The sequence below is a fragment of the Paenibacillus sp. B46(2026) genome (assembly GCF_056786355.1).
This window is the reverse complement of sequence record NZ_CM165907.1, coordinates 2,332,837-2,359,813: the sequence shown is the minus strand read 5'-3', so window position 1 is coordinate 2,359,813 and position 26,977 is coordinate 2,332,837. Positions and strand designations below refer to the sequence as shown.

General features: G+C 46.5%; 18 protein-coding genes. 2 read left to right on the top strand and 16 right to left on the bottom strand.

The window, feature by feature from the left end; genetic code table 11:
- The gene (locus AC1S8V_RS10800; protein WP_482073598.1) at window positions 1–1,314 is read left to right on the top strand and encodes an MFS transporter; all 1,314 of its coding nucleotides are present in this window, start codon (window positions 1–3) and stop codon (window positions 1,312–1,314) included.
- Between the two features lie 159 nt (window positions 1,315–1,473).
- Here AC1S8V_RS10800 and bcbE read toward each other — a convergent pair whose 3' ends face one another.
- From bcbE to yicI, 3 genes are all read right to left on the bottom strand, one after another.
- Window positions 1,474–2,775 carry a bacillibactin exporter BcbE gene (bcbE, locus tag AC1S8V_RS10795; RefSeq protein ID WP_482073597.1) on the bottom strand — a complete coding sequence of 434 codons (1,302 nt, stop codon included), beginning with the start codon at window positions 2,773–2,775 and terminating at the stop codon, window positions 1,474–1,476.
- Between the two features lie 257 nt (window positions 2,776–3,032).
- Window positions 3,033–4,043: a phosphotransferase family protein gene (locus tag AC1S8V_RS10790; RefSeq protein ID WP_482073596.1), complete on the bottom strand. Its 1,011-nt coding sequence runs from the start codon at window positions 4,041–4,043 to the stop codon at window positions 3,033–3,035.
- A 74-nt stretch (window positions 4,044–4,117) separates the two neighbouring features.
- Window positions 4,118–6,436, bottom strand: a complete 2,319-nt coding sequence (yicI, locus tag AC1S8V_RS10785) for an alpha-xylosidase (protein WP_482073595.1) — start codon at window positions 6,434–6,436, stop codon at window positions 4,118–4,120.
- A gap of 170 nt (window positions 6,437–6,606) precedes the next feature.
- Between yicI and AC1S8V_RS10780 the strand changes: the two genes are divergently transcribed.
- Window positions 6,607–7,521 (top strand): AraC family transcriptional regulator, encoded by a 915-nt coding sequence (locus AC1S8V_RS10780; protein WP_482073594.1) that lies wholly within the window; start codon window positions 6,607–6,609, stop codon window positions 7,519–7,521.
- 238 nt (window positions 7,522–7,759) lie between these two features.
- On the opposite strand, the gene AC1S8V_RS10775 is transcribed toward AC1S8V_RS10780, so the two are convergent.
- From AC1S8V_RS10775 to AC1S8V_RS10715, 13 genes are all read right to left on the bottom strand, one after another.
- Window positions 7,760–8,680, bottom strand: coding sequence for a hypothetical protein (locus AC1S8V_RS10775; protein WP_482073593.1), 921 nt, complete (start codon window positions 8,678–8,680; stop codon window positions 7,760–7,762).
- Between the two features lie 386 nt (window positions 8,681–9,066).
- Window positions 9,067–10,926, bottom strand: coding sequence for an adenine deaminase (locus AC1S8V_RS10770; RefSeq protein ID WP_482073592.1), 1,860 nt, complete (start codon window positions 10,924–10,926; stop codon window positions 9,067–9,069).
- A 309-nt stretch (window positions 10,927–11,235) separates the two neighbouring features.
- Window positions 11,236–13,611, bottom strand: a complete 2,376-nt coding sequence (helD, locus tag AC1S8V_RS10765) for an RNA polymerase recycling motor HelD (protein WP_482073591.1) — start codon at window positions 13,609–13,611, stop codon at window positions 11,236–11,238.
- A 244-nt stretch (window positions 13,612–13,855) separates the two neighbouring features.
- Complete coding sequence (locus tag AC1S8V_RS10760) at window positions 13,856–14,317, bottom strand: pyridoxamine 5'-phosphate oxidase family protein (protein WP_482073590.1); 462 nt, start codon at window positions 14,315–14,317, stop codon at window positions 13,856–13,858.
- 142 nt (window positions 14,318–14,459) lie between these two features.
- On the bottom strand, window positions 14,460–15,527 hold the full coding sequence (locus AC1S8V_RS10755; RefSeq protein ID WP_017689291.1) for an FUSC family protein: 1,068 nt from the start codon (window positions 15,525–15,527) through the stop codon (window positions 14,460–14,462).
- Window positions 15,528–15,827: 300 nt separating this feature from the next.
- Window positions 15,828–16,553, bottom strand: a complete 726-nt coding sequence (locus AC1S8V_RS10750) for an HD domain-containing protein (RefSeq protein WP_482073589.1) — start codon at window positions 16,551–16,553, stop codon at window positions 15,828–15,830.
- Between the two features lies 1 nt (window position 16,554).
- The gene (locus tag AC1S8V_RS10745) at window positions 16,555–17,994 is read right to left on the bottom strand and encodes an NAD-dependent malic enzyme (RefSeq protein ID WP_482073588.1); all 1,440 of its coding nucleotides are present in this window, start codon (window positions 17,992–17,994) and stop codon (window positions 16,555–16,557) included.
- Between the two features lie 209 nt (window positions 17,995–18,203).
- Entirely contained in the window at window positions 18,204–20,276 is a 2,073-nt protein-coding gene (locus AC1S8V_RS10740) for a beta-galactosidase (RefSeq protein WP_482073587.1), read from the bottom strand.
- 130 nt (window positions 20,277–20,406) lie between these two features.
- Window positions 20,407–21,492, bottom strand: a complete 1,086-nt coding sequence (locus tag AC1S8V_RS10735; RefSeq protein ID WP_482073586.1) for a glycoside hydrolase family 53 protein — start codon at window positions 21,490–21,492, stop codon at window positions 20,407–20,409.
- 32 nt (window positions 21,493–21,524) lie between these two features.
- Window positions 21,525–22,403 carry a carbohydrate ABC transporter permease gene (locus AC1S8V_RS10730; RefSeq protein WP_036670224.1) on the bottom strand — a complete coding sequence of 293 codons (879 nt, stop codon included), beginning with the start codon at window positions 22,401–22,403 and terminating at the stop codon, window positions 21,525–21,527.
- Between the two features lie 29 nt (window positions 22,404–22,432).
- The gene (locus tag AC1S8V_RS10725) at window positions 22,433–23,323 is read right to left on the bottom strand and encodes an ABC transporter permease (RefSeq protein ID WP_017689297.1); all 891 of its coding nucleotides are present in this window, start codon (window positions 23,321–23,323) and stop codon (window positions 22,433–22,435) included.
- Between the two features lie 190 nt (window positions 23,324–23,513).
- Complete coding sequence (locus AC1S8V_RS10720; protein WP_482073585.1) at window positions 23,514–25,199, bottom strand: type 2 periplasmic-binding domain-containing protein; 1,686 nt, start codon at window positions 25,197–25,199, stop codon at window positions 23,514–23,516.
- 123 nt (window positions 25,200–25,322) lie between these two features.
- Complete coding sequence (locus AC1S8V_RS10715) at window positions 25,323–26,951, bottom strand: response regulator (RefSeq protein WP_482073584.1); 1,629 nt, start codon at window positions 26,949–26,951, stop codon at window positions 25,323–25,325.
- Between the last annotated feature and the right edge of the window lie 26 nt (window positions 26,952–26,977).

Genomic DNA, 26,977 nt, shown 5'->3' with positions numbered 1-26,977 from the left:
ATGAAAGAACAATCTACACAAGTTAGGCTATGGACTACCGATTTTATTTTGCTAATGCTATGCAACTTTTTGTTATTCTTGCAATTGCACATGATCGTCTCTCCGCTTCCGTCCTATGTCCAGGAACGATTTCACGCCAATGCGTTTGAAGTGAGCTTGTTTACCTGTCTGTTTGCGCTCAGCGCCATTGCAGCCCGACTCTATTCTGCGAAAGCACTGGAGAAGGGTCTTCGTAATGCCATGATCTACATTGGACTGTCGATAGCCCTGCTCGCAACGCTTGGTTATTATTTTGCTGCAGGTATAGCTGTGCTGTTATTGCTGAGAATGTTGTTTGGTATCGGGTTTGGTATGAGTAGCACTGCTTTTCCTACAATGGCTTCGGACATTGTACCCGTCAAACGAATGGGTGAAGGAATGGGTTACTTTGGGCTATCTACGAGCTTGGCTATGTCCATGGGACCTATCATCGGTGTTACATTACTCCAGGGCGCAGGATTTGTAACCCTCATGTTATGTACTGCGGGTGTTATCGCAGTCATCTATCCACTGAGTTATACGCTGACACGCAAAAAAGCAGTAAGAACCGATAACATTAATGGCCTCAATGCCCAGGCAACAACAACCGCTTCGGTATCGAGCACGAAACAGAAAACGCCTTTCAACCGCAAGCTGATCCTGCCTAGTGTGCTGAATTGCCTGTTATCCATCACGTATGGCGGGCTTGTCGGATTCATCGTTTTGTATGGCAAGGAAGCCAATCTGGCTAATCCAGCACTTTTCTTTTTGTTCAACGCACTTGCTGTGTTGTTGGTCAGACCATTTGCGGGGCGGATCTATGACAGCAAAGGTCCAAAAGCATTGCTCATCCCAGGAGCCATATTCATTGCTGGAGGACTCATTCTCCTCTCCTGCGCAACTTCAATGTCCATGCTGTTCATTGCAGCCTTTATCTACGGGATTGGGTATGGGTCCATGCAATCATCTCTGCAGACCTGGATGATTCAGGTGGTATCTCCTTCTCAACGTGGAATGGCGAACGGCATGTTTCTGAACTCGTTGGATCTGGGTATTGCGACAGGTGCACTGCTACTTGGTGCGATTGCATCGATAACCAGTTATACCGATATGTATCGTTATTCCGTCATGTTCATGATTCTTTTCCTGCTTATCTATCTGATTCAGGGAAAACGAAGTGGAAGCTTCTCCATAGAAGCTCATCCTCTGCTTGTTCATACGCATATAACTGCAACAAATACAGATCAGCTCAAGGATTCGGAACATAATACGCAAGATACCAGAAATAAGGAATAAACCCGTCAATTTGAATGGCGATTACGTGTTTCATTCCTATGTTCAAGAAAACGCGTTTACACCGAGGAAGCACATGCTTTCTCAGGCGTAAACGCGTTTTTTATGTGTTCATGGTGTTCAATTAAAATGAGAATGAGTTTGTCGGCTGGCACCATCCATCTAGAGTGGATTTTTCTTGCGCCGTACAGGAGCATAACCTCTACTCGTCTCCATCCGATCGTTGTGCCGTTCATCCTGTTTCTGTCCGCTTCCTGAAGCAGGTTGGTCTCCCTTATCCGGTTTGACCGCAAATAATGTGAGCAATCCCCCCACGGCTCCAGATGCGGCGAGCACTCCAAAAAGCCAAAAATGTTGTGTGCCAATCAGCAGAGACACAATAGGAGGACCGAGCGACACACCTATGAATCGCATGCTGCTGAACAAACCCGTAATCGTACCACGCTGTTTCTTATCTACACCTTCAGTAATAAGGGCATCCAGACACGGCAAGGTTGCTCCTATTCCAGCACTTCCTAATGTGAACAGTCCCACCACAACGTAGATATTATCAAAAATCCCAATAACACCCAGCGAAACGGTTACAAGAACAAGTCCTGCGAATCCGAGCCATTTCATGCGAGGCTTACTCTTTCCAATCCATTTTCCTGCGAAAAAGGAAAAAAGACACAGGGCTGCTAATGGAATCGCAAGCACAAGACCTTTTACGATCCCTTTCATGGCGAACTCGCTCTCTAACGTCTCGGATAGATAATAAAGCACACCAAAAAGAATAAACATGCAAATTCCACCGATTGCAAACAAGGCGTACAACCATCGTCCTTTTTCTTTTAGTACGTCCCGAATGGAAGCTACAAATTCCGTAAAGGTGGGCGGCTTTTCTTTTTTCTTGGGTGTTTTCACCAGAAAAATAACCAGAATCAGCGAAAGAACACATAATATAGGAATAGCCATAAAGGGTAAATACCATAACCAAACAGCCAGTGCTGCACCCAGAATCGGACTTAACACTTTACCAAACGTATTCGAGGTTTCAATGATTCCCAGACTTTTGCTTACCTGATCTTCATCATTGAACATGTCCCCAACCAAAGGAATGACAATAGGGAATGCGCCGGCTGCTCCAACCCCCTGTAATAACCTGCCACCTAAAATGGTCCAGTAGGCTATATTTCCGTTCAGCAACCATGCAGCCACACCAGCTACAGCACCTCCGACGGCTGCAATGATGAGGCTGGGAATAATAATTGCTTTTCTGCCAAAACGATCAGACAAATATCCTGCGAGTGGAATAAGCAGGATGGCAACTACAGCGTAGACTGTAATGAGCATGCTGACCTTGAATGCAGATACCTTCAATTCACGTTCAATCTGTGGCAGGATCGGTATAAGCATGGAGTTACCCAAGGTCATAATTAAAGGGATGGAAGCAAGTGCGACGAGGTCCCACTTTTTATCATTCATACCACAACCACCTTTACAGATTCTACACACAACAGCATTATTGTGGTTGTTTTTGAGCGTGATTATTCAGACATATGGAATGTATCACTGGATAGTAGTCCACCGGATATCCTTCCCATTCACAATCCCACCTGGTCCCAGAACTTCACACAAAGCCAGGAGTTTACCCTCAGTCATCCAATCGTTCTTCAAGTGAACATGCCGCATCCCACACCGCGTACTGATGATACTCCTTCATCCTTCATTCCTCCTGCGAATTAATTGGGTGCAAGCTGCTTCCATTGCTCCAGTAAATCCAGGGTACGCTGGCGATACTTTTGACCATCTTCGGGTTGATTGACCTGATGTTCATGGACATACGCATTAAAATAGGTAGAAAGTATTCGGTAGGCAAGCCTGCGTGCCTCTCCTTCAGCGGATGAGTCCAGAGGAAGATCATATCCTTCATGGAAAGCCACCGACTCTGTCGACAATATGGCTTCAAACTCTCTGTCAGCAAACATGGATCGGTCCCCGTCAATGATTGCCGCAATGTTTAGCTCACCTTGTTTCTCATGCACAAGTACATTCGCTTCCCACAGGTCATTATGAACGAGTACCGGACGGGTCACCTGATCGAATATGTCTTTATTTTTCATGAATATAGCTGTGATCTCTTCCCCCACACCTGGCATATACTCGGCTTGTGCCGCTTTAAGTGCCGTTTCTTCTGCAAAAGAGTATAGTACCTCGGACCAATGATCCGAGCCTTTAATCGTCCCATCCCCCTGCGGCCAGCCAAACGATGTACCTTCGATCTGATGCATGATGGCGGTATAAGCGCCAAGCTGTTGGTACAATCGTTCTTTATCTGTTTCCGAAATCGATGAATGATCCAGCTGCTTGCTAGGGATAAATTCCATAAACATGTACGTTCTCGGAATAATAGATCCACTGTCATCACAGGCAATAATGTTTGGGGCAGCAATGCCTGCCTTACGATAATATTCATACACGACCGGTTCAGCAGCCATCATGGTACGTTCGAACGAAAAAAGGGGATCACGGACAGAAGTATCCGAATGCTCAGCCCGCTCCGGGGCCAAACGTAAAATTACATCCGTAAATGATGCATGCTCGAGTTGAAGCCGATAGGTTGTATTAAACAGACCCCCTTGCAGGAGACCAAACCCCTTCACTTTGGTAGCGGTTCCAAAACTTTTCTCCACCAGATGATGCAGCATCTCTGATGATATCGTGCGGTGTAAACCCGAATTCGTTGTACTCATTTCATTCGATCTCCTATCATCGTAGACAAACAGACGGCACCTTTCGGTACCGTCCTCTCGTCTACTATATCATGTTACAGTTGAATTGTAAGTGCAGTTGCGCCTGTTGCTGCCGTAATGACAACACCATTGGCACCAGACACCTGGGAACCACCTTCAACGCTAGATACACTCTCAATGCCGCGAAGCACGATGTTCCATGGTTTGCCTGCGCCTTCAGCGCGAACGTCCAGCACCGATCCCTTACGTGTAACGTTAACTGTCAGTTCCTTCTCAGCACCTTGGTTCACAACGACAGCTTGAGCCGTTTCGCCATCAGCCAGTTCAAACAAGTGCAGGGACACATCATTCGCAAAGTCATAATCCGGTTTGCTATCCACAGCACCGACAGCGATCAGGCTGTTTGGCTTAACCATCATTGGCAGTGTTTTGAAGTCATGGTTTTCACTGATCCAGCGTCCACCTTGTACTTTAGCTCCAGTCAGATAGTTCGTCCAAGTTCCTTCAGGCAGGTAGTAACGAACATCTCCCTCCTTGTTGAAGATTGGAGCCACCAGGATTGAATCACCAAACATATATTGAGTATCCAGGCTATACGTTGTTGGGTCCTCTGGGAAATCCAGCAGCATAGCGCGCATCATCGGAATACCTCTTACCGTCGACTCCACCGCAGAATTGTACAGATATGGCATCAGGCTGATTTTGAGTTTGGTAAAGTCACGAACAACGTCCACGGATTCCTCGTCAAACAACCAAGGCACACGATACGAAGTGCTTCCGTGCAGGCGGCTGTGGGAAGATAAAAGTCCGAATTGTACCCAGCGTTTGTATACGTCAGGGCTCGCTGTGCTTTCAAAACCACTGATATCATGGCTCCAGAATCCGAAACCGGAAAGTCCAAGTGAGAGGCCGCCGCGAAGTGATTCAGCCATGGATTCATACGTCGAAGAGCAGTCTCCGCCCCAGTGAACCGGGAACTGTTGACCCCCTGCTGTTGCAGAGCGTGCAAACAGGGCAGCTTCGTTTTTGCCAATCTTCTCTTCGAGCAATTCAAATACAGCTTTGTTATAGAGCTGTGTATAGTAGTTGTGCATTTTAACCGGATCAGAGCCATCGAAGTACACGACATCTGTCGGAATTCTTTCACCGAAGTCGGTCTTGAAGGAATCCACACCTTGATCAAGCAGGACTTCCAGTTTACTCTTATACCAATTCACAGCATCCGGATTCGTGAAATCAACCAGAGCCATACCTGCTTGCCACATATCCCATTGCCATACACTGCCATCCGCTGTTTTCACCAGATAACCGTTCTCCATACCTTCATCGAACAAGTAGGATTTTTCTGCAATATATGGATTGATCCAAGCACAGATTTTAAGACCCTTTTCTTTCAGACGTGCAAGCATGCCTTCCGGATCCGGGAACATCGCTTCATCCCATACGAAATCAGACCATTGGTATTCCTTCATCCAGAAGCAGTCAAAATGGAATACAGAAAGCGGAAGATCACGTTCAGCCATACCATCTACGAAATGGTTAACCGTTGCTTCATCATAATCCGTTGTGAATGATGTTGTCAGCCACAGACCAAATGTCCATGCCGGTGGAAGCGCTGGTTTACCTGTTAATTTCGTATAATTATCAAGTACATCCTTTGGATTGTCACCGCCGATAATGAAGTATTCCAACGTCTCTCCTTCTACGCTGAACTGCACTTTAGATACGTTCTCGGATGCAATCTCATACGATACACGTTCAGGATGATTTACAAATACGCCATATCCTTTATTGGACAAATAGAACGGAATGTTTTTATAGGACTGCTCACTGCTTGTACCGCCATCCTCATTCCAGGTATCTACGATTTGGCCATTCTTAACAAATGGTGTGAAGCGCTCACCGAGTCCGTAAACGTATTCACCAATACCGAGATCAAGCTGCTCGCGGAAGTACGCTTCCTTGCTCGGACCTGTAATGTAACCAGCCGCTCTTTGACCGCTACCTGTAATCCGTTTTCCTCCATACAGGAAGCTGACGTCCCATCCGTTCGTTTTGTCGATTTGAACTTCCAGGTTGCCGCTTTTCAAAACAGCACCTTGTTCATTTTTCGAGATGTCCACGTTCGCATCTTGCGTGTTAAGCTCAAATACAGGCCCTTTTTTCACTCCACCCTTATGGTGATTCAAGGTTACACGAATAACGTTAGGCATAGGTGAGCTGTACGTTGCTTTAAGCAAAGTTCCGTTCAATGTGTCGCCTTTGGTGCGAATATATTTAGTTGCCGCATATACGGTCAAAGAATCCCCTTTTTGCACAATATCACGAATGTCAGTCGGGTTTTGAATGTGGTACCCTTCACGAGTCATCCAGAATCCATCAGTAAATTTCATGTTTTCTTTCCCCCTTTGGTTATATTATAATAATATTGATATTAATAATGAATTTCTTCTCTTATTTTGACCAAATATATCACAATTTTGATAATAACCATCCGATTCTTGAACATCAACACCAATCTATGGAAACGATTACATTAATAATGAAAAAAGGAGTCGTTGATATGGAACGTGAACGATTACGGGAAGACCGGATTCACGGCAATGCCATGTATCCCGTTAGTGTGTACCCGGATATTCAGCAACTAAATGGGGATAGCATTCTGGATTGCCACTGGCATGATGAGATGGAGTTCACCATGGTGACTGAGGGTTGCGCCGTTTTTCAGATTGATATGAATACTGTTGAGGTGAAGGCAGGCGAGGCAATCTTTATCAATCGAGGCGAAATTCATGCGGGCTACCTGAAGGGTGAAGTTCCTTGCGTATTCTCTTCCATTGTGTTTAATCCGGAGCTGCTCGGCAGTCGCACCTTCGATACGGTACAGGAGAAATTCATCGGTCCACTGGTACGAAAAACGTTGATTCCCCCTTGTCATATCAAGGCAGATGAGGATTGGGGGCAAGAAATTCTGGATCACCTGAAACGTATATTTGCGGACCATGCTACCCGAACAGAAACGTGCGAAATGTCAACAAAAGCGTATCTCTATCTCATATTTGCCCGAATGTTCGAACATATGAGATCTGCTCCGCTCAAAGGCACCGTGACTACAGGGAGTCACGACAAGATCGAGCGCCTGAAATCCGTGCTCGGGTATATCCATAAACGTTATCCCGAACCGTTAAAGCTGAAAGAACTGGCCGATGAGGCCAATATGAGTGAAGGACACTTCTGCCGTTTCTTCAAACAAATGGTGCAGAAAACCCCCGTTGATTACATTAACTATTACCGTGTTCAACAGGCCTGCGTTCAGCTTGAGAACACGGATCACAAAATTGTTGATATCGCCATGGATGTGGGTTTTGAGCATCTAAGCTACTTCATCACTACATTTAAAAAGCATAAAGCCACCACACCTTCACAGTATCGCAAAATGTTCTATGAGAACGTGGCCACAGCGTCCGCCCTGGTCTAGGAAAGACCACGCTCCGGGAGAGCGGTTAGATAGAGAGCTTGAGCATGAAATCGCCCTGTATCGCTACAACTCAACAGCAAAACTAAAGAAGGTGCTCGCAGCTAACAGGCTGCAAGCACCTTCTTTATCTACTTCCCTCGAAAGAACAAACGAAATTATCTAATGAGACTTGTCGTCTCAGTTAAAACCTCATTACCTTCGCTGCTATCAGCCATGCACTAAGGAGCTTATTGGTGTCTCACTTTTTCAGCGTCTTCCATGAAGTGTACTCATGTACGGAGAAACCGTTAAAGGACGCATGTGCTGCAGCCATTTTTTCGACCAACTTCAATTGTGCTTCCATATAAGCAGATCCCTCTTCATAAAAAGTAATGAAGTCGCCTTCTTTACTTTGCTTCGTCTCCACGGCTATAGAAATCGTTTTGCCGAGAAGAGCTGCTTCTGCAAGTTCATCTTTCGCTACACTATAGATTGCAGCAGCTGTATCGCGGTAAGCCATAATGGTGATGGAATCAAACTTGCGAATCATCCAGCTGCTTACGGCCATCGTTGAACCCGGAATTTTGTAGTTATCGAGCCAGAAAGGCAGATCAGCCGCTACCGGTATCTTCATCCGTGATGCTCGTTCAACAATGTACTCCACATTTCCTTGCCACTGGGTAATCACACTGGCCTGATTGATTTTCCACTGGGGGTGCACATGTGGCTCAATATCCAGATGAATACCAGCAAACTTCTCATTGGACAACGCCTGCGCCTGATATGCCTCGATCCAGTCCAGGAAAGATGCAATCTGCTCCCGACTTTCCGTCAATCCCCAGGCTGATCTTCCATCCATGACGTCCACCGCAATGTTCTTGGCTCTCGCCTGGCGGATAAAGCTTTTATAATCAGGAATCTTTATATCCCGGTTCATCTGCAGATAGATCGTATTGATCTTGTTCGCTGTAGCGTAATTCAGCACCTCTTGAGGATTACTTCGGATCTGGGTGGTATCCCACACCCATGTCGCTCTCACCGGCACATCAAGTTTTCCATGAATCGTTGCATAACTGTCGACTGAACCATCCGCAATAGCTTTGGAAGAACAGGCTGTACTCGCACACAGGATCAAACAACTGATCAATAAGATAAAATGGTAACCCCTTTTGCTTTTCATATTTGTACACTCCCTCTGAAGTTATCAGCTCTGACGTGCAAATCTGGATGAAATTGTGTCGTTTCATATTCAATTTATGGATACTTATTAGGTACGACGAATTTGGATTGCTTCTATATGCAATAACATCTCTAAGACTTACGACGAAAGAATCATATAACTATATTTCGGGAATTCATAGTTCTGTATGTATAGTTCAAAAGTCACAATTATTCACTATTTTCTAAATTAACCCTACTTTCTTCACGACTTCAGTCATTATTGCCATATGTACACCAAGAACCAGAAGACCTAGAAAGCGTTTTCTCCAGAAAAGTACAAAAAAACCGCCCTAAGGCGGTTTTGCAATTAACGTAGGTTAATAATGCTCTACTCAAAATTTCCGTTTATTCATTACCGACTGGAGCTACCCGTGTACTGTCAACCACTTCATCGAAAAGGGACACCAGTTCAATACCTTCTGCCGAGATTCGCACAAGCCCCTTATCGGACAAACGTAATTCTGGAATCACAACCAGCGCGAGCAACGAAAGGGTCATGAACGCATTATTCAACGTACAGCCTGCGGACTGTAAAGCTTCACTGACTGCTGCCGATTGGGCTGCAACCACTTCGAAAGATTCGGTTGACATCAAACCTGCAATCCGCAGCGGGAATTCAGTTACACCAGCAGACGTGACCACGGCGACCCCGCCTTGCATACGAATGACACGGTTACCGGCTTCAGCCATCAGGGCATCATCATTACCAATAATCAACAGGTTGTGACTATCATGAGCAACCGTCATCGCAATCGCTGCAGGCGACGTGAAGCCAATGCCTCCAACAAGCGCGACCGCCCGATTCCCGGTTTGTTTGTGACGTTCCAATACCGCAATTTTGCATACTTCCCCTGAAGTTGAAACCATAACCTTGCCGTTCTGCACCGTGACAGGCAGGTGTTTCTCCTTCGTATCCACATGATTCTCTGTCACATGAATGATTTTGGCACCAATCGTACCCTCTGTAATTGGTGCCGCCAGTTCCAGATCTGCTGGCTGAATATTAGCTTCCAACTTCACCGTGTTCAGCGCTTCCTCCGGGTACGTGAAGCTGTCCCAGACCGCCGTCATTTTCCCATTCTCGGCCACAACTTGCCCGGCAGCAATCGTCATGCCCACACGTACATCCGCCAACCGGCCGTCTAGCAGAATAATATCGGCTATATTGCCCGGAATAACCGCACCAATGTCGCGCGCAACCCCGAAGCGCTCAGCCGTGTTAATGGTAGCCATCTGGAAGGCAGTGACCGGCTTCACACCTTGGGAGATTGCGAGACGAACAACAAAGTCCATATGTCCTTCTTTGAGCAGGGATTCAGAGCTTCGGTCATCGGTTACCAGCATCATTCGGCGTGTATCCAGTCCAAGCTCGGTACAAGCTTTGATCGTCTCTGCTACATCATGCCATGCCGAACCTTGCCGCATCTTTGCGTACATCCCGAGGCGCAGACGTTCAACCACATCTTCCTTGGTCACACATTCATGATCCCCTGTAACGCCACTCGCTGCGTAGGCTGGCAGACGCCAGTCATCTGCTGCCCAGGTAAAGTGACCGTCTGCCACTTTACCTGCCCGGAGGGTCGCCTGTATCTCACCAATCATCGTCTCGTCCCCGTAGACGACCCCAGGGAAGTTCATCACTTCCCCAAGACCAATCATGTCAGGACCCCAGGAAAGAGCCTCAGCCACCTCTTCAGGCCCTATATAAGCACCTGTTGTCTCCAGTCCAGGATGGGTGGAAGGCACGCAGGAAGCTACCTGCATATAAGCAGCCATCGGTGTGGTCCTTGCTTCTTCCAGCATCAGTCTCAGACCTTTGAGACCAAGCACGTTAGAGATCTCATGTGGGTCAAAGAAACCTCCGGTCGTGCCTGAAGGCAACACCGCTCTCGCAAATTCGGTTACTTTCATTTGTGTACTTTCGATATGGCAGTGTCCATCCAGCAAACCAGGAGCGATATACTTACCGTTCGCTTCAATAATCCGGGTATGTTCTCCGATGGTGTGGCTTACATCTTTGCCGACATAAGCGATTCGAGCTCCCTGTACAGCTATGGACATCTCAGGCAGTATCTCACCCGATATCACATTCACCAGCGTACCTCCCCGAATGACCATAGTCGCTGGTAAATCTCCCCGGGCTGTAGCGACCAGATCCGGTACACAATCGGCCATAAGTGGCCGTTCAAATGATGGTTTGTTCATTTTGTTGCCTCCTTTAATAAACGATCCAAAAAAAATATATTGTTACGATTATAAGAGTCCGGACCTCATGTGTAAAGAAAAATCACATCCATTGTGCTTTAATACAAATTATGCAGTCGTATTTATTCACGGGACCCAATCCTTACGAATTCACGTTAGGTATTATTCAATATGTTCCCCCTGTATGGGCCTACAACTATCCTTCCCCTTGGTATGCCGATTATTTCCTGTTATATGTATCATACACAGAAAGACTTCCGTTCCAATGAAGGGAAGTCTTCTTACTGCCTATAAAGAGTGAGTATTAGGTCAGTCTACTTGCGCAGCAGACACCTTGCCAAGATCATACCATTCTTCTGACTGGGAGGTAATGAACGGACTTGGTGTACCCACGCAGTAAACATGCAACAAATGCATCGCTCGCGTGCAAGCCGTATAGAACAACTTGCGTTCATGCTCCTGGGCATACTGCTCCGCAGAACCGTCATAGATTAGAACAGCGTCAAATTCTACGCCTTTGGCTAGATAAGCCGGAATGACATGAACACCCTGCTCAAAAGCCAGCGTCGTTTTCTTGATTAACTTCGGTGCTGTTGGCAGTTGCTTACTCAATGCAGCATGGACATCTCTGCTCTCTTCGGCGGTCTTGCAGATGACTGCAACCGATTCATACCCCTCTTTAATCAAATGCTTGAGGTCGGTCGTAATGACATTCATATGACGCTCTGAATCAGAAGAAACGATAACCTTTGGCTTCTCGCCACTACGATTAAATGGAATGATCTCTTCCCCACCAGGTACCATGCCGCGGGTAAACTCTACGATCTCCCGGGTAGATCGATAGCTTCTGGTCAACTCAATGACTTCCGTATTGTCTGGTCCGTACAGGTTAGTTAATGGTCCTGTTCCACTAAGCACTGAAGAGTGGGCATAGATTGCCTGGTTAAAGTCACCGAGTGCTGTGATCTTCGCCCGTGGGAACAATCTCTTCATAAACGCCAGCTGAAACGCAGAATAGTCCTGGGCCTCATCAATAATGACATGACGAATATTGGAGTTAATATGGAATCCAAGCATAAGCTCACGCAGATACAAGTATGGCGTAATATCTTCATATGCCAACTCCTGAAGCTTCAATCTGCGTAAAGTCATCTTGCATATTTCTTCCCATTGGGCAGGCAAGGCTTCATCACCCAGCAGTCGCACCATCTGAGCCTGATCGTTGAACAGATGCGCATATAATTGTCGTATATCGACGAATCGCAATGACTTGATCCATTTCCGCAGCGGTTTGAGTCGATCACTGACCACCATACGTGCCAGAATTTCTCTTTCCTGCTCGAAGTCATTAAATGTATGGGTCTTTCCTTTTTGCTTGCGCTTCAAGCGCTGATAGGCACGTTGCAGATCCTCCGGCTCCATCAGATCAAGCTGCTGATCCACCCAAGGCGCATCCAGTTCACCTTTACCAAAGGCAGACAGTTCTTTCAGCATCCAGTCCCGCAACATCTCCAGTCGACTCACCAGCTTAACAGACGACTCAAAACTGTAGAATTTCTCAGCCATAGCCTCTGACGTGACAATCGCTCGGCCCTGGAAGCGAACCGGCTTGAATTTCATGCCACCTGACAACATACTTTCCTTATAACGTGTAATAACCTTGAGGAAAGTTTCGGATGACTTGAAGCGAATGCTGGACATGCGCACATCGTAATCGGGATCTTCCGTCCCCGTAAGTACATATTCGAGTTGAATAAACGGATCTTCCAGTTGATATTCACGACCCAAACGGCGCTCCAGATACTCCTGGAAGGTCGTTTGCAACATGTTTTCCTCCCCAAGCTCAGGCAGTACCGTGGAGACATAACTGTTGAACATCGGATTTGGTGAAAAAAGAACCATCTGATCCGCTTGCAGATGCTCGCGGTATTTATAGAGAAGATATGCCACACGCTGGAGCGCCGCGGATGTTTTGCCACTGCCGGCTGCGCCTTGCACAATGAGCATACGTGTCCGGTCATTACGGATAATCCGGTTTTGCTCCTTCTGAATGGTCGCTACAATACTCTTCATCTGTGCATCCGAAGTTCGACTGAGCACGGCCTGCAACAACTCATCACCAATCGTAACCCCCGTGTCAAACATAAAACGGATACGTCCGTCCCGAATGACAAACTGCCGCTTCATCTCTATATCACCGCTGATCTCCCCGCTTGGAGTCTGGTACGTAATTGGACCCGGCGCTCCGTCATAATACAGGTTAGAGATTGGCGCACGCCAGTCGTAGACCAGAAAGGATTCTTCCTTCTCATCCAGTAACGAGGCAATGCCCAGATAAATGCGTTCTGCATTTGGATACCCGTCTTCCTTAAAATCAATGCGGCCAAAATACGGTGAATGATGCAGTCGTTTCATTTTGTCCAACGCAGCCGCTGTATTGAGATGACTGCGCTCCCGATCGGACAGTACCTGTGACTGCTGCCGCATACTGGTTGAAGTTTCCCCGACATCATCCGCTTCACTAAAGTTCATTGTGACTTCGTCCCAGAAATCTTTTCTCATGCCAACCACTTCGTCCCGGAAGGAACCTACTTCATCTTCCAGCGTTGTGATCTTGCGCTCAATCTGATCGGTCACCGTGTTGACCCGTTGTTGTTCTTCACTCCACTGCTGCTCTGTACTCATATGTTAATAGCCCCTCTTTCCCCGGATTGTGTCCTCAAAATCCCATTTGACAAGCCCGAAAAGGCAATGGTATAATTATTAGAAAGTAAACATTTTAATTATATGTTAATTAGTTCTAATTTTCTGAAAACCATTTTTTATTGTACCAGTGACAACGTCCCGATGCAAGCGGAGGCGTTTTTTGTTGTTTTCCTCTTCATTATTACCCAATCACCGGGACCTCATCTGACTTAGCTACTTCTGCCTATTTTCGTAATTCTTCAATCGTCTCTTTCCAACGTGTAATTGCTCCAAGTTCATCTTTTAATTGAAAGGTTATTCCTGAAGTGATCTCCGCATATGGCGCGTGATCCACACGTACATGGAGCACTTGTGCTTCAAAACGATCCCTCGGATGAACAGCTCCCTTAATCTCAGGCAGCCGTTCTACTTCTATACGGATATGCAGCAATCGATGTCCTTGAACCGCAATCAAGGTAGCCTTGCCTGTTTTGCTCATGTTCATACTGGTCTGTGTACCTGGCCATAATGCCAGTCTAAGCTGATGCGGATTTATCGCAATCACTTCCCCCATACTGATCATCGCCTGATGCGGCCACTGATCCTCGGATACGGTCAGCAGTTGCATGGCTTCATGCTGTTTATGCTCCAGATTTGCCCCATTCAACCATTCCATTAATTCAGCATCCAATTGCTCTATGATCATGTCTCTATCCCTCAGTTCGTTAAATTTCATTCAACCTTCAGGCCATTCAGCCGTATGTATGACAAAACAACCCGGACACGGTTGTCCGGGCTATGTTGTAGTTCCATTGTATATGATCGCGAAGCAGGTGCGCAATTCGTTATCAAGGCCACTTAAGCCAATTCAAAATTTTGTCCTGTGATTCTTTGTCTTCACTGGCGCTATGCACATGTTCGGCAAGTCGATTTAGACGTTCCAGCTGATACCCGTAATCATAAATCGCAGCAGCCACGATGGACAATCGTAACATCCCTTCCTTGTCGATATCAAACTGGGTGATCGCCTGCTCCATGAAACGGTCATTATCCAATACAAACTGTGCGGCCTCTTCCCCATTAGGTTTCAGCTTATCCTCGAACTTGAGCAGTGCATGCTCATGGAATTTGATAACCAGTTCAAGATGTGAGTCAAAAAACTGATCCATGGCCGTTGTCCGCGGTGCCTGGAAATAGTGGCGTTCCACCGAATCCAGCACCTCGTACCCTTTTTGCAGACTCAGCAGCATTTGTTTGTAGACCACCATCTGACGAGTTTCGCTGAATTTCGAACGTTTCATCTTTTTCTGTTCCTCTTCGAACAAGTTATACTTGTCGGACAGAGACTTAATGGAACCGCCCAGGTTGCTTTTCTCCTCCCGGAATACAACTTCCTTGATCTCATCCGAGATCGAGGTTCGCAGAAGCAACGACATACCGCTGAATACACTATGGATCTGCTTCACGAACTGAACCTTCGGTTTCGGAGGAAATACCGTAATGTTGATGAGAAACGCCGATACAATACCAACCAGTGTCAACAGAAAACGATTGAGTGCAAAATGCCAGTCACCCGATGCTTCCATAATGGATACAACCGTGACCAGTGTCAGGCCAACCGTCTCACCCATATTTAATTTAAGACAGATCATGATGACAAGTACAATAATTAATCCAACAGCGATTGGCTCATTGGACAACACCATGCCCCCCACCAGGGCCACAATAGCTCCCAGCGTGGTCGTTTGCAATTGATCCAGAAAGTATTTCCAGGAACGATAGATGGAAGGCTGCATGGCGAATATAGCCGCGATTGCGGCAGGCACGGGAGATTGCGGGTTCAAGAACAGGCTGCTTAGGTACAAGGCAAGCGTGACCGCGATCCCCGTCTTAAGTACACGTGCACCAAACGACATGGTGGTGACCCCTCCTCTTTACCGAACCTGAAATTTTACATTTGATAATCATGTTCATTATTACCCCATATTTCTTTTTTTGCCTGAATTCATTCAGGAGAACGATTTATTGTACCATGTAAGGTCTTCCGTTGCCATGTCATAAGTCAGAGGCATTGTGAAATTGATTTCTTTATGTATGTTAATACACATTATTAACCCAAAAAGAAGCAAATCTTCAAAATGGATTTTCGCCACTTCAAAGATTCGCCTCTGTTACTAATTATACCTCTGTGGAATACTCATGCTTATTATGCCTGCCTAACGGTCCGTGCCCTCCCATTCCCTTTTGAACTGGTCCACGAACTGCACCATATAATCATGACGCTGTTCCGCCAGCTCCCTGCCATAGGAGGTATTCATCAGATCCTTGAGCTTGAACAACTTCTCGTAAAAGTGATTTATCGTTGTGCTGCGCCCATTGCGATATTCCTCACGGGTCATCTGCTCCCGTGGGGGAAGGGATGGATCGTACATCTCGCGCCCTCTGGCTCCTGAAAAGGCAAAGGTTCGCGCGATCCCAATCGCACCCAGTGCATCCAGTCGATCTGCATCCTGTACAACTTGTGCTTCAAGCGAACTGACTGCAGGGCGCTGCCCTCCCGCATATGAGATAGTGCTAATAATACCCACAACCGCTGCACGTATATCCGGGTCAAGAGGCTGGGTATCCAGCCAGTCATTCAGTTTGGCCATCCCGGCTTCCAAGCTCTCATTCAGCTTCTCATCCGGAACGTCATGTAATAATGCAGCCAGTTCACAGACAAATGGGTCTGCACCCATGCGATGAGCGAGTTCGACCGCAAGTGCAGTTACCCGTTCAATGTGCGGCCAGTCATGACCATCCGTATGTTTGGATGAGTCCCCTTGTACAAAAGATCGGGCGGCACGCAAAACAGTCTCTCCTACGGTTGTTCCATGTACATTATGCATGTTTCCTGATCCCTGAACGCTCTCGCTAGAAGGTTGAAGAGGGTTCTCTTGCATCTTACGATTCCCCACCTTCACGGGCCTGCTCACGTGGGATACGTCGCGCTACACCCGTCTTAACAGCTGCTTCAATCACGCGATTACGCATCGATTTGACCACTTTATCATTGAACACACTCGGAATAATGTAGTAGCGCGTACGCTCTTCGTCTGTAATGGCCGAAGCAATGGCTTGGGCAGCCGCCAGCTTCATTTCTTCATTAATTTCAGTAGCCCGGCAATCCAGAACTGCTCTGAAGATGCCCGGAAAACATAACACGTTGTTAATCTGATTCGGATAATCGGATCGTCCTGTTGCCATAACAGCTACAATGTCTTCCACCAAGGCAGGCATAATCTCAGGTACCGGGTTGGCCATCGCAAACACGATTGGATCTTCTGCCATGGTCTGCACGTCTTCACGAGTTAACAGATTGCCGCGCGACAAACCAATGAACACATCGGCTCCACGGATAACATCACGCAGTGAACCGGTTTCCAGTTCCGGGTTGGTACGGGCTGCATAATCACTCCAGACTTCATTCTCATAGGTTTGTGTCCGTACAATCGCACCTTCACGATCGACACCAATAAGTCGACTGGCTCCTGCAGACAGCAAAATATTACTGCAAGCTACACCTGCTGCACCAATGCCACAGACCACGATCTTCACATCATTAATCGACTTGCCTACCAGTTTGAGCGCATTGATCAGACCGGCATACAACACAACCGCTGTACCATGCTGGTCATCATGAAATACCGGAATATCCAGTTCCTCGTTCAGACGACGTTCAATCTCGAAACAACGTGGTGACGAAATATCCTCCAGATTAATACCACCAAAACCAGGTGATATCGCTTTCACAGTACGAATGATTTCCTCGGTATCCTGTGTGTCCAGACAGATGGGGAAGGCATCCACGCCTGCAAACTGTTTGAATAACATCGCTTTACCTTCCATGACCGGCATCGCTGCACGGGGACCAATGTTGCCCAGTCCAAGCACCGCACTGCCATCGGAAACCACGGCTACCGTGTTCCGCTTGATTGTCAGCGAGAATGCTTTCCCCGGTTCTTCCGCAATCGCTGAACATACCCGAGCCACATCCGGAGTGTACACACGCGACAGATCTTCCCGATTCTGAATCGGGGTCTTTGGTGTCACTTCGATCTTGCCGCCCAAATGCAGCAAGAACGTGCGATCCGATACGTTAATGATGGATACACCTTTGAGTTGGCGCACCCCTTCTATAATTTTGCTGTTATCCTGTGCATCTGTTACCGCGACGGTCAAGTCGCGCACACTGACATCCTGATTGGTCGAAATGACGTCAATGGCAATGATGTCTCCACCAGCTTCCGAGATGGCCGAAGCCACTTCGCCAAACTTGATATCTTTTGTTGTCATTTCCAGCCGAATAATAATGCTGTTGCCGTCCAGATTTCTCTGATTCATTTCCATTCCTCCCAGACTGAAAGTCTTGAGTTACAAGTTACCTGTTTGTCTTCGCTGCGCGGACACGTTTATCCTTTATCTTGTCCAGAAAAAGTCGTTCAACAGCAATTACATAAAATAAAAAAGACACCCCGAACACCTTTAACAGGCGCTCAGGGCAATCTTTTGTTAATCCTAACTCCGTTTATTCGTAACGTATAGAATGGATATTATTCCCGTTCAACCGCTCTACGCAAGACACGAATGTCATATGGTTGCAAGCTGAGACTGGCTCCCACAGCATCACCACTGAGCAGATCCGTATAGGACTGTCCATCTAATTCAACCAGCTTCTCATCTGGTGTGTAGTTCTGTACAAACACATAATCAGCCGTACCATCTGTACGCGTATGTGCCGTAGTTCCGGCAGGCAGTTCCGTTTCAAGTCCACGTTCAATGTTCAGGTCAGTGATTAGCTGAGCATAGAAATCATCATAGAATGGCACTTTCAGACGTGTCGCCACGTAATATGCTTTTCCTGAACCCAACTGATTAACCGTCAATGCCGGACGTCCGGCATAGAAGTCAGAACGGTACGTAGCTAGGGACTTCGCGCCTTCGAGATGGATCAGATCACACAGTTCAATTGCGTCATACGCTGTATGGAGCTGAAGCTCATTGCCCTTTTCAGGAATGATTCCATTCAGATCACGATCATGTAATCCGTCAATTTCCTCGGACCAGATGCCAAGTGTCTTGCGCAGTGGGCCTGGGAATCCACCCAGGAAACACAGATCGTTTTCGTTAACAATACCAGACCAGTAAGTTGCTACAAACGTACCACCTTGTTCTACAAACTTCTCGATGCGTTCCCCGACACCTTCACGTACCAGATAGAGCATTGGAGCAATCAGCAGCTTGTACTTGGACAGATCTGCATCCATATCGATAACGTCCACAGCGACTCCTTTTTTCCAAAACGCTTCGTAGTGCTCTTCCACCGTCTGTTCATACTTCACACCGATATTGCGTGGACCCTGTGAATCATTAACGGCCCAGCGATTTTCCCAATCAAATATGATCGCAACTTCTGCCGGAACCGCTGTTCCTACAATGGCTTCCATGCCTTCAAGAGCCGTTCCTACGTCGGTGACATCCTGGAACACTCGTGTGTGTTCCGTTCCAACATGGTCTACCACCGCACCATGAAGCTTCTCACTGGACCCCCGGCTCTTTCTCCACTGGAAGTACTGCACACTATCGGAACCGTGTGCCACAGCCTGGAGAGAAGAGAGCAGATGCATGCCAGGTTTTTTCAGCTTGCTAACATCTTGCCAGTTGGTTGAACTTGGAGTGCTTTCCATCAGCAGAAACGGCTGCCCACCTTTGATCGAACGAACAATGTCATGCATCATTGCGATCCGGGATGCCTGTTTCGCGTCGTCATCTGCATCATGCCAAGTCGGATAACTGTCCCAAGAGAGGAAATCCAGAATATCGGCGAACTTCCAATAGTTCAGACCGCCATAGAATTCCATCAGGTTGGTTGTGACTGGCAGATCGGGATTCTGAGCTTTCAATGGTTTCGTTTCATGCACGATAAAATCAGCTGTCTGATCCGTAACGAAACGGCGCCAATCCAGATTCATCGCGTGTACCTGTGTCTCACCGTGTGGAGCCGGGGATTCCACTTGACTCCAGTCTGTAACCGTGTGGCTCCAGAATGTGGTCCACCACGAATGATTCAGTTCATCGAGTGTTTTATACTTCTTCTGAACCCAACCACGGAACGCTTCCTGACAATAATCACAATGACAGTCTCCGCCGAACTCGTTCGAGATATGCCAGCCGATTACAGCCGGATGATCCGAATAACGTTCTGCCAGTCTTGTGTTGATCGCAGTAACCTTCTCACGGTATACCGGGGAAGTATAACAATGGTTGTGACGGAAACCGTGGAGATTACGGACACGTTTCTCAGAGACACGGAGTACTTCCGGGTACTTGGCGGACATCCACGCTGGTCTCGCACCACTTGGTGTAGCCAGGAATGCATAGATGCCATTAGCTGCAAAACGATCCAACACCTGATCCAGCCATTCAAACGTATATACGCCCTCTTCCGGCTCAAGAGATACCCAAGAGAAGATACCAATGGACATCACGTTACACTTGGCAAGCTTCATCAAGCGAATATCTTCTTCCAGAACTTCAGGATAACGGAGCCACTGCTCCGGGTTATAGTCAGCGCCATGCAACATGTGCGGGGCTTTGGAACTTACAGGTGGATATTTGTATGTCATAAGGACAACTCCCTTGCTTTTGAATTACAATTTTTATTTAATACAACGATATTCACGGCTTATATTACCTGGCATCATCTGGCATGACTTCATGTTTTTTATCAGATACAACTTGCGATCCTGTATGGTATTACACGTATGTCACGGTAGCTGATTCTTCTGCAGTAGCGAGCGCTGTAAACGATTCCAACTTGCGACCTTTAAAATCAAACATGGTGAGGTTGCCCCAGTTATTCGGATGTCCGACGGACCATTCTTCTTTACTTGGTATCCAGGCAGGTTCCCAATAATAGAATCCGTGCCCCAAACCACCAGGAACTTCACGGATAATCTGCAACAGGTCCTTCAGATATTTGGTCTGTCCCTCTACACTTGCAGGGTATCCTGGCAACAACAAATCTTCCTGATTCAAAATCCATTCCATACCTTCCGGCTGCTCCAGCGTCCATGGATAAGCAGTTTCAACTACGTTGATAGGTTTGCCATAACGCTCAGCCAGATCATGCAGATTGTCACGTAACGCATCGAGTGTGCCATGCCACCAAGGATAATACGAGAGACCAATGATATCGAACTCCACACCCAGTGCTTCAAAGCGATCGTAAAACTTGCGGCTCTCCGCGTTATCTCCACCACGATCAATATGTATCATAATCTGAATATCCGCGTCAACGGATTTGACCGCAGCAATTCCGTACTTCACAAGGCCTGCAAAACGCTCCCACTGTTCATCCGTATCATGCTCTTCCCCACCGACACGTCCCTCATTCCATAACATGCCTGGCGTAATTTCGTTGCCCACCTGCACCATGTCTGGAAGCGCATCGTGTTCCTGCAACGTTCTCAGAACGTCAGCCGTATACATGCATACCGCACGTTGAAGCTCTTCATAGGACAGATTCTCCCATGCTTTCGGCTTCCATTGATTGGCTGGGTCAGCCCAGCGGTCAGAATAATGGAAATCAAGCAAAAATTTCAAGCCCTGTTCCTTGATCCGTTTGGCTATCTCCACCGTCCGCTCCAGATTGCAGAATCCACCAACAGGATCATTCCAGATTCGAAGTCGTATCGCGTTAGCGTCATTGAACTTCAGGATGGACAGCAAGTCTTGTTCCTTGCCATCCACATCACTATAACTCCCGCCATGCTGTTCGATTTCATCCATAAAAGACACATCCATTCCCAGAATGAATGTCTTTTCCGTCAAGTTGCTCACTGTATCAACCTCCATTAATTTGGGGTACAGGCTCAGCCTTTAACTGAGCCCAACGTCATACCTTTGACAAAGAAACGTTGCAGGAAAGGATACACAATCAAGATCGGTGCACTTCCGATGAAGATCTGAGCTGCCCTTACCGTCGTTTGAGAGAGAGCTTCCATTTCTTTTGGATTCATGCTCATACTACTCATATCACGTCCAATAATGACCGTTTGCATAAATGTAGCAAGTGGATAATCCTTGGCGTTATTCATGTAGAGCAATCCATCAAACCAGGAATTCCAGTGGAACACCATACTGAACAATGCAATTGTTGCAATGGACGGCATCGAAATGGGAAGGAAGATCCTAAACAATGTTCTGAAATGGTTAGCTCCATCCATCAGCGCCGCTTCCTCCAGCTCTTTTGGAATACCGCGGAAGAAGTTCAGCATCAGAATGACAAGGAATGTGTTAACTGCTCCTGGGAGTACCAGTACCCAGAAGGAATCCATCAACCCGATCTTCTGGATAACCATGTAGAACGGCACCAGTCCCCCGTTGAAAATCATACTGAATACAAAAATCCAGGAGTAGATCGTTCTGCCTTTGAATTCACTATTCTCTTTGGACAACGGATACGCCGCCAGGAACGTAATCAGCAAGGTAATAGCTGTACCGATCACTGTACGTAGCAGTGAGATCCAGAGCGAGTTCAAGAAAATTGGATTGTTCATCGTCTTTTTGTAGGCCTCAAGTGAAAAGCCTACGGGCCAGAGATTGACCAGATTTGCATCGGCAGCAGCCTTTGTACTAAAGGATACTGCCAGTACATGAATCATCGGTACGATACACATAATGGCGACCAAAATCAGAAAGCAGGTATTGACTATATTAAACACGCGATAAGGCAATGATTTATGATACATCGTGGTCCCTTCTTTCTCTGTTCATTCGTTTAGAATATGCGATATCCAGCGTATTTTTTGGCTAAGCTGTACGATACAAGGATCAAGATCATACTAATAACCGATTTGAACAATCCGATCGCGGTTGCAAAGCCCATCTCACCATTTTGCATTGCGGAACGATATACAAATGTATCAATGATGTCACCCGTTTGATATACGAGCGGGTTATACAAGTTGAATATCTGGTCAAATCCGGCATTCAGTACGTTACCAAGCGCCAGTGTTCCTACAACCATCAGCATCGGCACAAGCGAAGGGATTGTAATGTGCAGCGTCTGTTTCCAGCGTCCTGCTCCGTCAATCTCCGCTGCTTCGTACAATGCTGGATTAATTCCGGCAAGGGCAGCCAGAAAGACAATCATGTTATAGCCAAATTCTTTCCACACATCTGTCAGAATGACCGTAGATCGGAACCAACTGTTGTCTCCTAGGAAGAAATATGGCCCGAGTCCGAAGGTCCCCAGAACCCGGTTAACCAAGCCGCCTGTTGACAACAGATCTATCAAAATCCCGCCCAGAATGACCCAGGACAAGAAGTGAGGTAAATATACGAGTGTTTGAATCGTTCGCTGTACAGCCATCTTGCGAACCTCATTCAAAAGAATGGCAAAAACAAATGGAACAAATAAATTAAAAATCAGTTTAAGTACAGCAATAATCAATGTGTTCCAGATGACCTGTAAGCTGTCTTCACGTTCAAACAAATATCTAAAGTTGTCCAGCCCAACCCATTCAGATCCGCTAATCCCAAGCCATGGCTTGTAGTTCTGGAACGCCATAATGATTCCGCCCATAGGCACATAACTGAAGATAATCAGAAAGATAATGGCTGGCAACAGCATAACGTGGAATGGCCAAGTGCGTTTCAAAGTTCTCATGATTGCTCCCCCTGTATTTCTTCCTACTCAAGTACTCCCTGAGTGGCTTATAATGCGATTATATCAACCTTTTACGGGGTCCAAACAGCACATAAAAGCAATATAAATGGCACAAATTCAACCACTTTGCCTTAGCTTGAATAAACAAAAAAAAGCGCCCAGACGTTAGTCGTCTGAGCGCTGCATGTAACTATTTTTTCACACTGTCATACCATTCGTTAACCTCTTGCGTAATTTGGTCACCGCCACCGGATTTCCACGTTTGTACAAACGTATCAAACGCATCAACCGGATTTTTGCCATAGATAATTTCGTTAAATGCTTGATTCTCGATTTTGTTCAGATAGTCAAGCTTGGATTTCATCGTCTTTGTTGTCGGACCTGTGAACATGTTTTTGAAGGAAATTTCTTCTTGGCTAAGCAAGACTTTCGCTGCTGCTGGAGTCTCTTTACCGTAGTTGACAGCAACATCTTTTTCAAGCTTGGTTTCAGGCTCTTTGCCATTGGCCAAATTCATCAGAGCTTTCATCTGTGCATCTGGAATACGAGCACCGTCACGAACAAGCAAATAACGTACAACGTTCACATATCCGCCTTCGATCTCGTCAATCGGCATTTGTTTTCCATTTGCATCTAATTGATAATCATAGCCTGCAAACAGACCGTTATCATAAGGGCTACCTGGTGCCGGGTCTGCATAATTGTCGAACAGGTAGTTCTGGTACGTAAAGAATGCTTCTGGGTGCGCCATATCTTTTTTGATCAACGTAACACCATTAACGAACTGTGTCCCGTGACGCATCGCTTTGCCTTCAGGACCAGACGGAATTTCAATCGGTTTCCACACGGCACTCGGTACATTTTTCACTGTATCTAGAAGTGGCCATCCACTCATCCAGTAAGGTCCTGGAATAATACCGGCAGTTCCTGCAACTGCTGGCTCTGCTGTTTTGTTCTCATCCCATAGAGCTGCTTCCTGCGGGATATATCCTTTTTTGAGCCATTCGCTCAATTTGGTCAAACCTTGCTTCATACCTGGATTGATGGAGCCATACTCCAGCTTGCCGTCTTCCCCCAGATTCCATTGGAACGGCAATGTTCCATATGCTCCGAAGATCCAAGATGGGTCTCCCATCCATGTATTCATGGAAGTTTTGAAACCAATGCTGAGCGGAGTGACTTTATCAGGAGCCAAGCCGTCAGGGTTATTGTTTTTGAATGCTTCCATAACAACTTCTAGTTCATCGATTGTTTTTGGCGCTTTCAGGTTTAGCTTATCCAGCCAATCCTGACGAATCCACAATAGATAATCATTGTTGTAGGCATAGTCCAGAACAGGGATACCCATTCTTTTGCCATCACGACTATATTGGTTCCATACGTTTGGATCTTGTTCCATTGCTTTTTTCCATGTATCCGAAGCATACTTATCGAACAATGGCCCTACTTCTTGATACATTCCAGAATCAATCAGATCCTGAGCAAGCAGATTATCACCCACGTTTACAATATCAGGCATTTCCTGTCCTGATGACATCGCAAGACGAAGCTTGGTTGCAAATGCTCCGTTTGTGTCTGTTACTGACCACAACGATTTGATTTCAATACCGAATTGATCTTTGGCCCACTTGGTTGCCACGTTATTTTCCATGGATTCGCCATTTTTGAATTTCAGCTCAGGATCGATTCCCCAGGCTGTTGTAATCGTAACTGGCGGATCGTATTTCTCTTTGTATTCGTTTTCAGTTCCTGTTGTGTTTGAAGCTGCATTATCTCCGCCTCCACTGCCTCCTGAACATCCTGCAAGAACGACAGTCAGACACAGCGTTGTAGCGAGAAGCGACAAGAATCTCTTTTTCGTTGATTGCGCTCTCATGTTGTTCCCCCTTAAATCGTTTTGGTTACCCTTTCATTATAGGCTGACCAGGCCTTTGAGCCTATGATACGAAATCAAGATTTCTGCACCTTTGCCAACCTATATTCTGGAATGTTGTTGTAATTATGCCTGATCCCGAAATTCATTTGGTGTCATACCATAATGCTTTTTGAACATTTTGCTGAAATATTGCGGATTTTGATAACCAAGCTCACTCGTAATCTCATATATTTTTTTGTTGCTATTCTTAAGCAGATACAGAGCACGCTCCATGCGCATACGAATCATGTAGTCCCCAAGACCTTCCCCAGTCTCTGCCTTGTAAATTTTCGATAGATATACGGGGTGTAAATATACTTTGTCCGCGATCATCTTCACCGACAGATCCTGTCCTGTATCTCTTGTCACCAGCTCCTGAACCTGCTTGATCACATGTCTGCGGCTCTGCACACCTTCCTGATCGGACAACTCTTCCTGAAGCTTCGCCAGCATCTCGGTTGCCCAGCGCCGCAGCTTCTCGGGGGATTGGATCAACTGATGAGCAAGGAGCAAGTCGAATCCCGCATGATCAATCTCATGCACCAGATGCCCCTGTTTATGGGCGATATACATAAATGCATTGGTTACCGACAGATACATCTCATACACATGTTCTCTGGACAATCGTACCTGTTCTGCCGCGTCAAAGACCGTGTTCAGCTTACGCGCTGCCGCTTCCCATTGCTTGGTCTCAAGCAATTGTGGAAGTACAGGCGGTTTGTACAGCTCTTCGAGCGCCTGCGTCGCATCATTCTCCGGTCTTTTGCTGAGTGCCTGATCCATGTCCATATATATAATCTTGTGTTCTTCCGGTCCAGAAAGGACAAGCGAACCCAGACTTTTTCGATAAGCTGCTGTCAACTCATTAAAGGGAAATGACGGTGTAACTACCATGGACAGATCTCCCTGTAAATATCGAATGACATGCTCACGGAAAGTTTCAGCTGAGATTCTCAACGTCTCCAAGTCCATCTGCGGAGCTTCGATCTGATCTTGATTCTGCAAGAACATAACCAGACACTCATGGGGTCCGCGACCAAACCACACGTTAAATTGTTCTCCGAGTACTTCCTCTGCAATATTACCTACCGCAAAATCCATCAGATCCAGAGACTGCTGGTCCATTGATGAGAAACGTCCTGTAAGGCGAATCAGCATCATCACAGCCGATTGTTCCGGATCAATATGAATCTCATATTGTTGCAGTTGTTCCCGAAGTGCCCGCGCAGTGATCTCACGTCCCAGCAGCAGATCATGCATGAGATTTTCCCGTAAAATTTTATAGTCAGACTTCCGGCTGTATAAAAGCCGGTGATATTTATCGAATTCATCCCATTCATCGCGAAGAGACGTGATGGCTGCCGATACGGAACTCATAAATTCATCATCGTTTACGGGTTTCAGGATATAATCCGCTGCCTGCAATTGAATAGCTTTCTTCGCATAAGTAAAATCACTGTGACCGGTCAGCAAGATACAGCGGATATGAGACCAGCGTTTGCTTACCTCTGCAATGAGATCCAGTCCCGACATGCCAGGCATTCGAATATCGGTAACTACGATATCTACTGCATTTTCCTCCATAATTTCCAACGCTTCCTTAGCGGATGCGGCACGGAGCACGGTCGTTACTCCAAGCTCTCCCCAAGGGATCGTAAGTTCCAGACTTTCTGTTACGTATGTCTCATCATCTACCAGTAATATATCAATCAAGTGATTCACTCCCTATTTTGTTCATT

What these genes read in the sequence shown, in the direction of transcription:
- AC1S8V_RS10750 (WP_482073589.1), bottom strand. Translation starts at nt 16,553, where the DNA reads ATGCAAGAGAACCCTCTTCAACCTTCTAGCGAGAGCGTTCAGGGATCA.
- AC1S8V_RS10720 (WP_482073585.1), bottom strand. Translation starts at nt 25,199, where the DNA reads ATGAGAGCGCAATCAACGAAAAAGAGATTCTTGTCGCTTCTCGCTACA.
- AC1S8V_RS10770 (WP_482073592.1), bottom strand. Translation starts at nt 10,926, where the DNA reads ATGAACAAACCATCATTTGAACGGCCACTTATGGCCGATTGTGTACCG.
- yicI (WP_482073595.1), bottom strand. Translation starts at nt 6,436, where the DNA reads ATGAAATTTACTGATGGATTCTGGATGACTCGTGAAGGGTACCACATT.
- AC1S8V_RS10745 (WP_482073588.1), bottom strand. Translation starts at nt 17,994, where the DNA reads ATGAATCAGAGAAATCTGGACGGCAACAGCATTATTATTCGGCTGGAA.
- AC1S8V_RS10725 (WP_017689297.1), bottom strand. Translation starts at nt 23,323, where the DNA reads ATGAGAACTTTGAAACGCACTTGGCCATTCCACGTTATGCTGTTGCCA.
- AC1S8V_RS10760 (WP_482073590.1), bottom strand. Translation starts at nt 14,317, where the DNA reads ATGATCATAGAGCAATTGGATGCTGAATTAATGGAATGGTTGAATGGG.
- bcbE (WP_482073597.1), bottom strand. Translation starts at nt 2,775, where the DNA reads ATGAATGATAAAAAGTGGGACCTCGTCGCACTTGCTTCCATCCCTTTA.
- AC1S8V_RS10755 (WP_017689291.1), bottom strand. Translation starts at nt 15,527, where the DNA reads ATGTCGTTTGGTGCACGTGTACTTAAGACGGGGATCGCGGTCACGCTT.
- helD (WP_482073591.1), bottom strand. Translation starts at nt 13,611, where the DNA reads ATGAGTACAGAGCAGCAGTGGAGTGAAGAACAACAACGGGTCAACACG.
- AC1S8V_RS10780 (WP_482073594.1), top strand. Translation starts at nt 6,607, where the DNA reads ATGGAACGTGAACGATTACGGGAAGACCGGATTCACGGCAATGCCATG.
- AC1S8V_RS10775 (WP_482073593.1), bottom strand. Translation starts at nt 8,680, where the DNA reads ATGAAAAGCAAAAGGGGTTACCATTTTATCTTATTGATCAGTTGTTTG.
- AC1S8V_RS10730 (WP_036670224.1), bottom strand. Translation starts at nt 22,403, where the DNA reads ATGTATCATAAATCATTGCCTTATCGCGTGTTTAATATAGTCAATACC.
- AC1S8V_RS10790 (WP_482073596.1), bottom strand. Translation starts at nt 4,043, where the DNA reads ATGAGTACAACGAATTCGGGTTTACACCGCACGATATCATCAGAGATG.
- AC1S8V_RS10740 (WP_482073587.1), bottom strand. Translation starts at nt 20,276, where the DNA reads ATGACATACAAATATCCACCTGTAAGTTCCAAAGCCCCGCACATGTTG.
- AC1S8V_RS10800 (WP_482073598.1), top strand. Translation starts at nt 1, where the DNA reads ATGAAAGAACAATCTACACAAGTTAGGCTATGGACTACCGATTTTATT.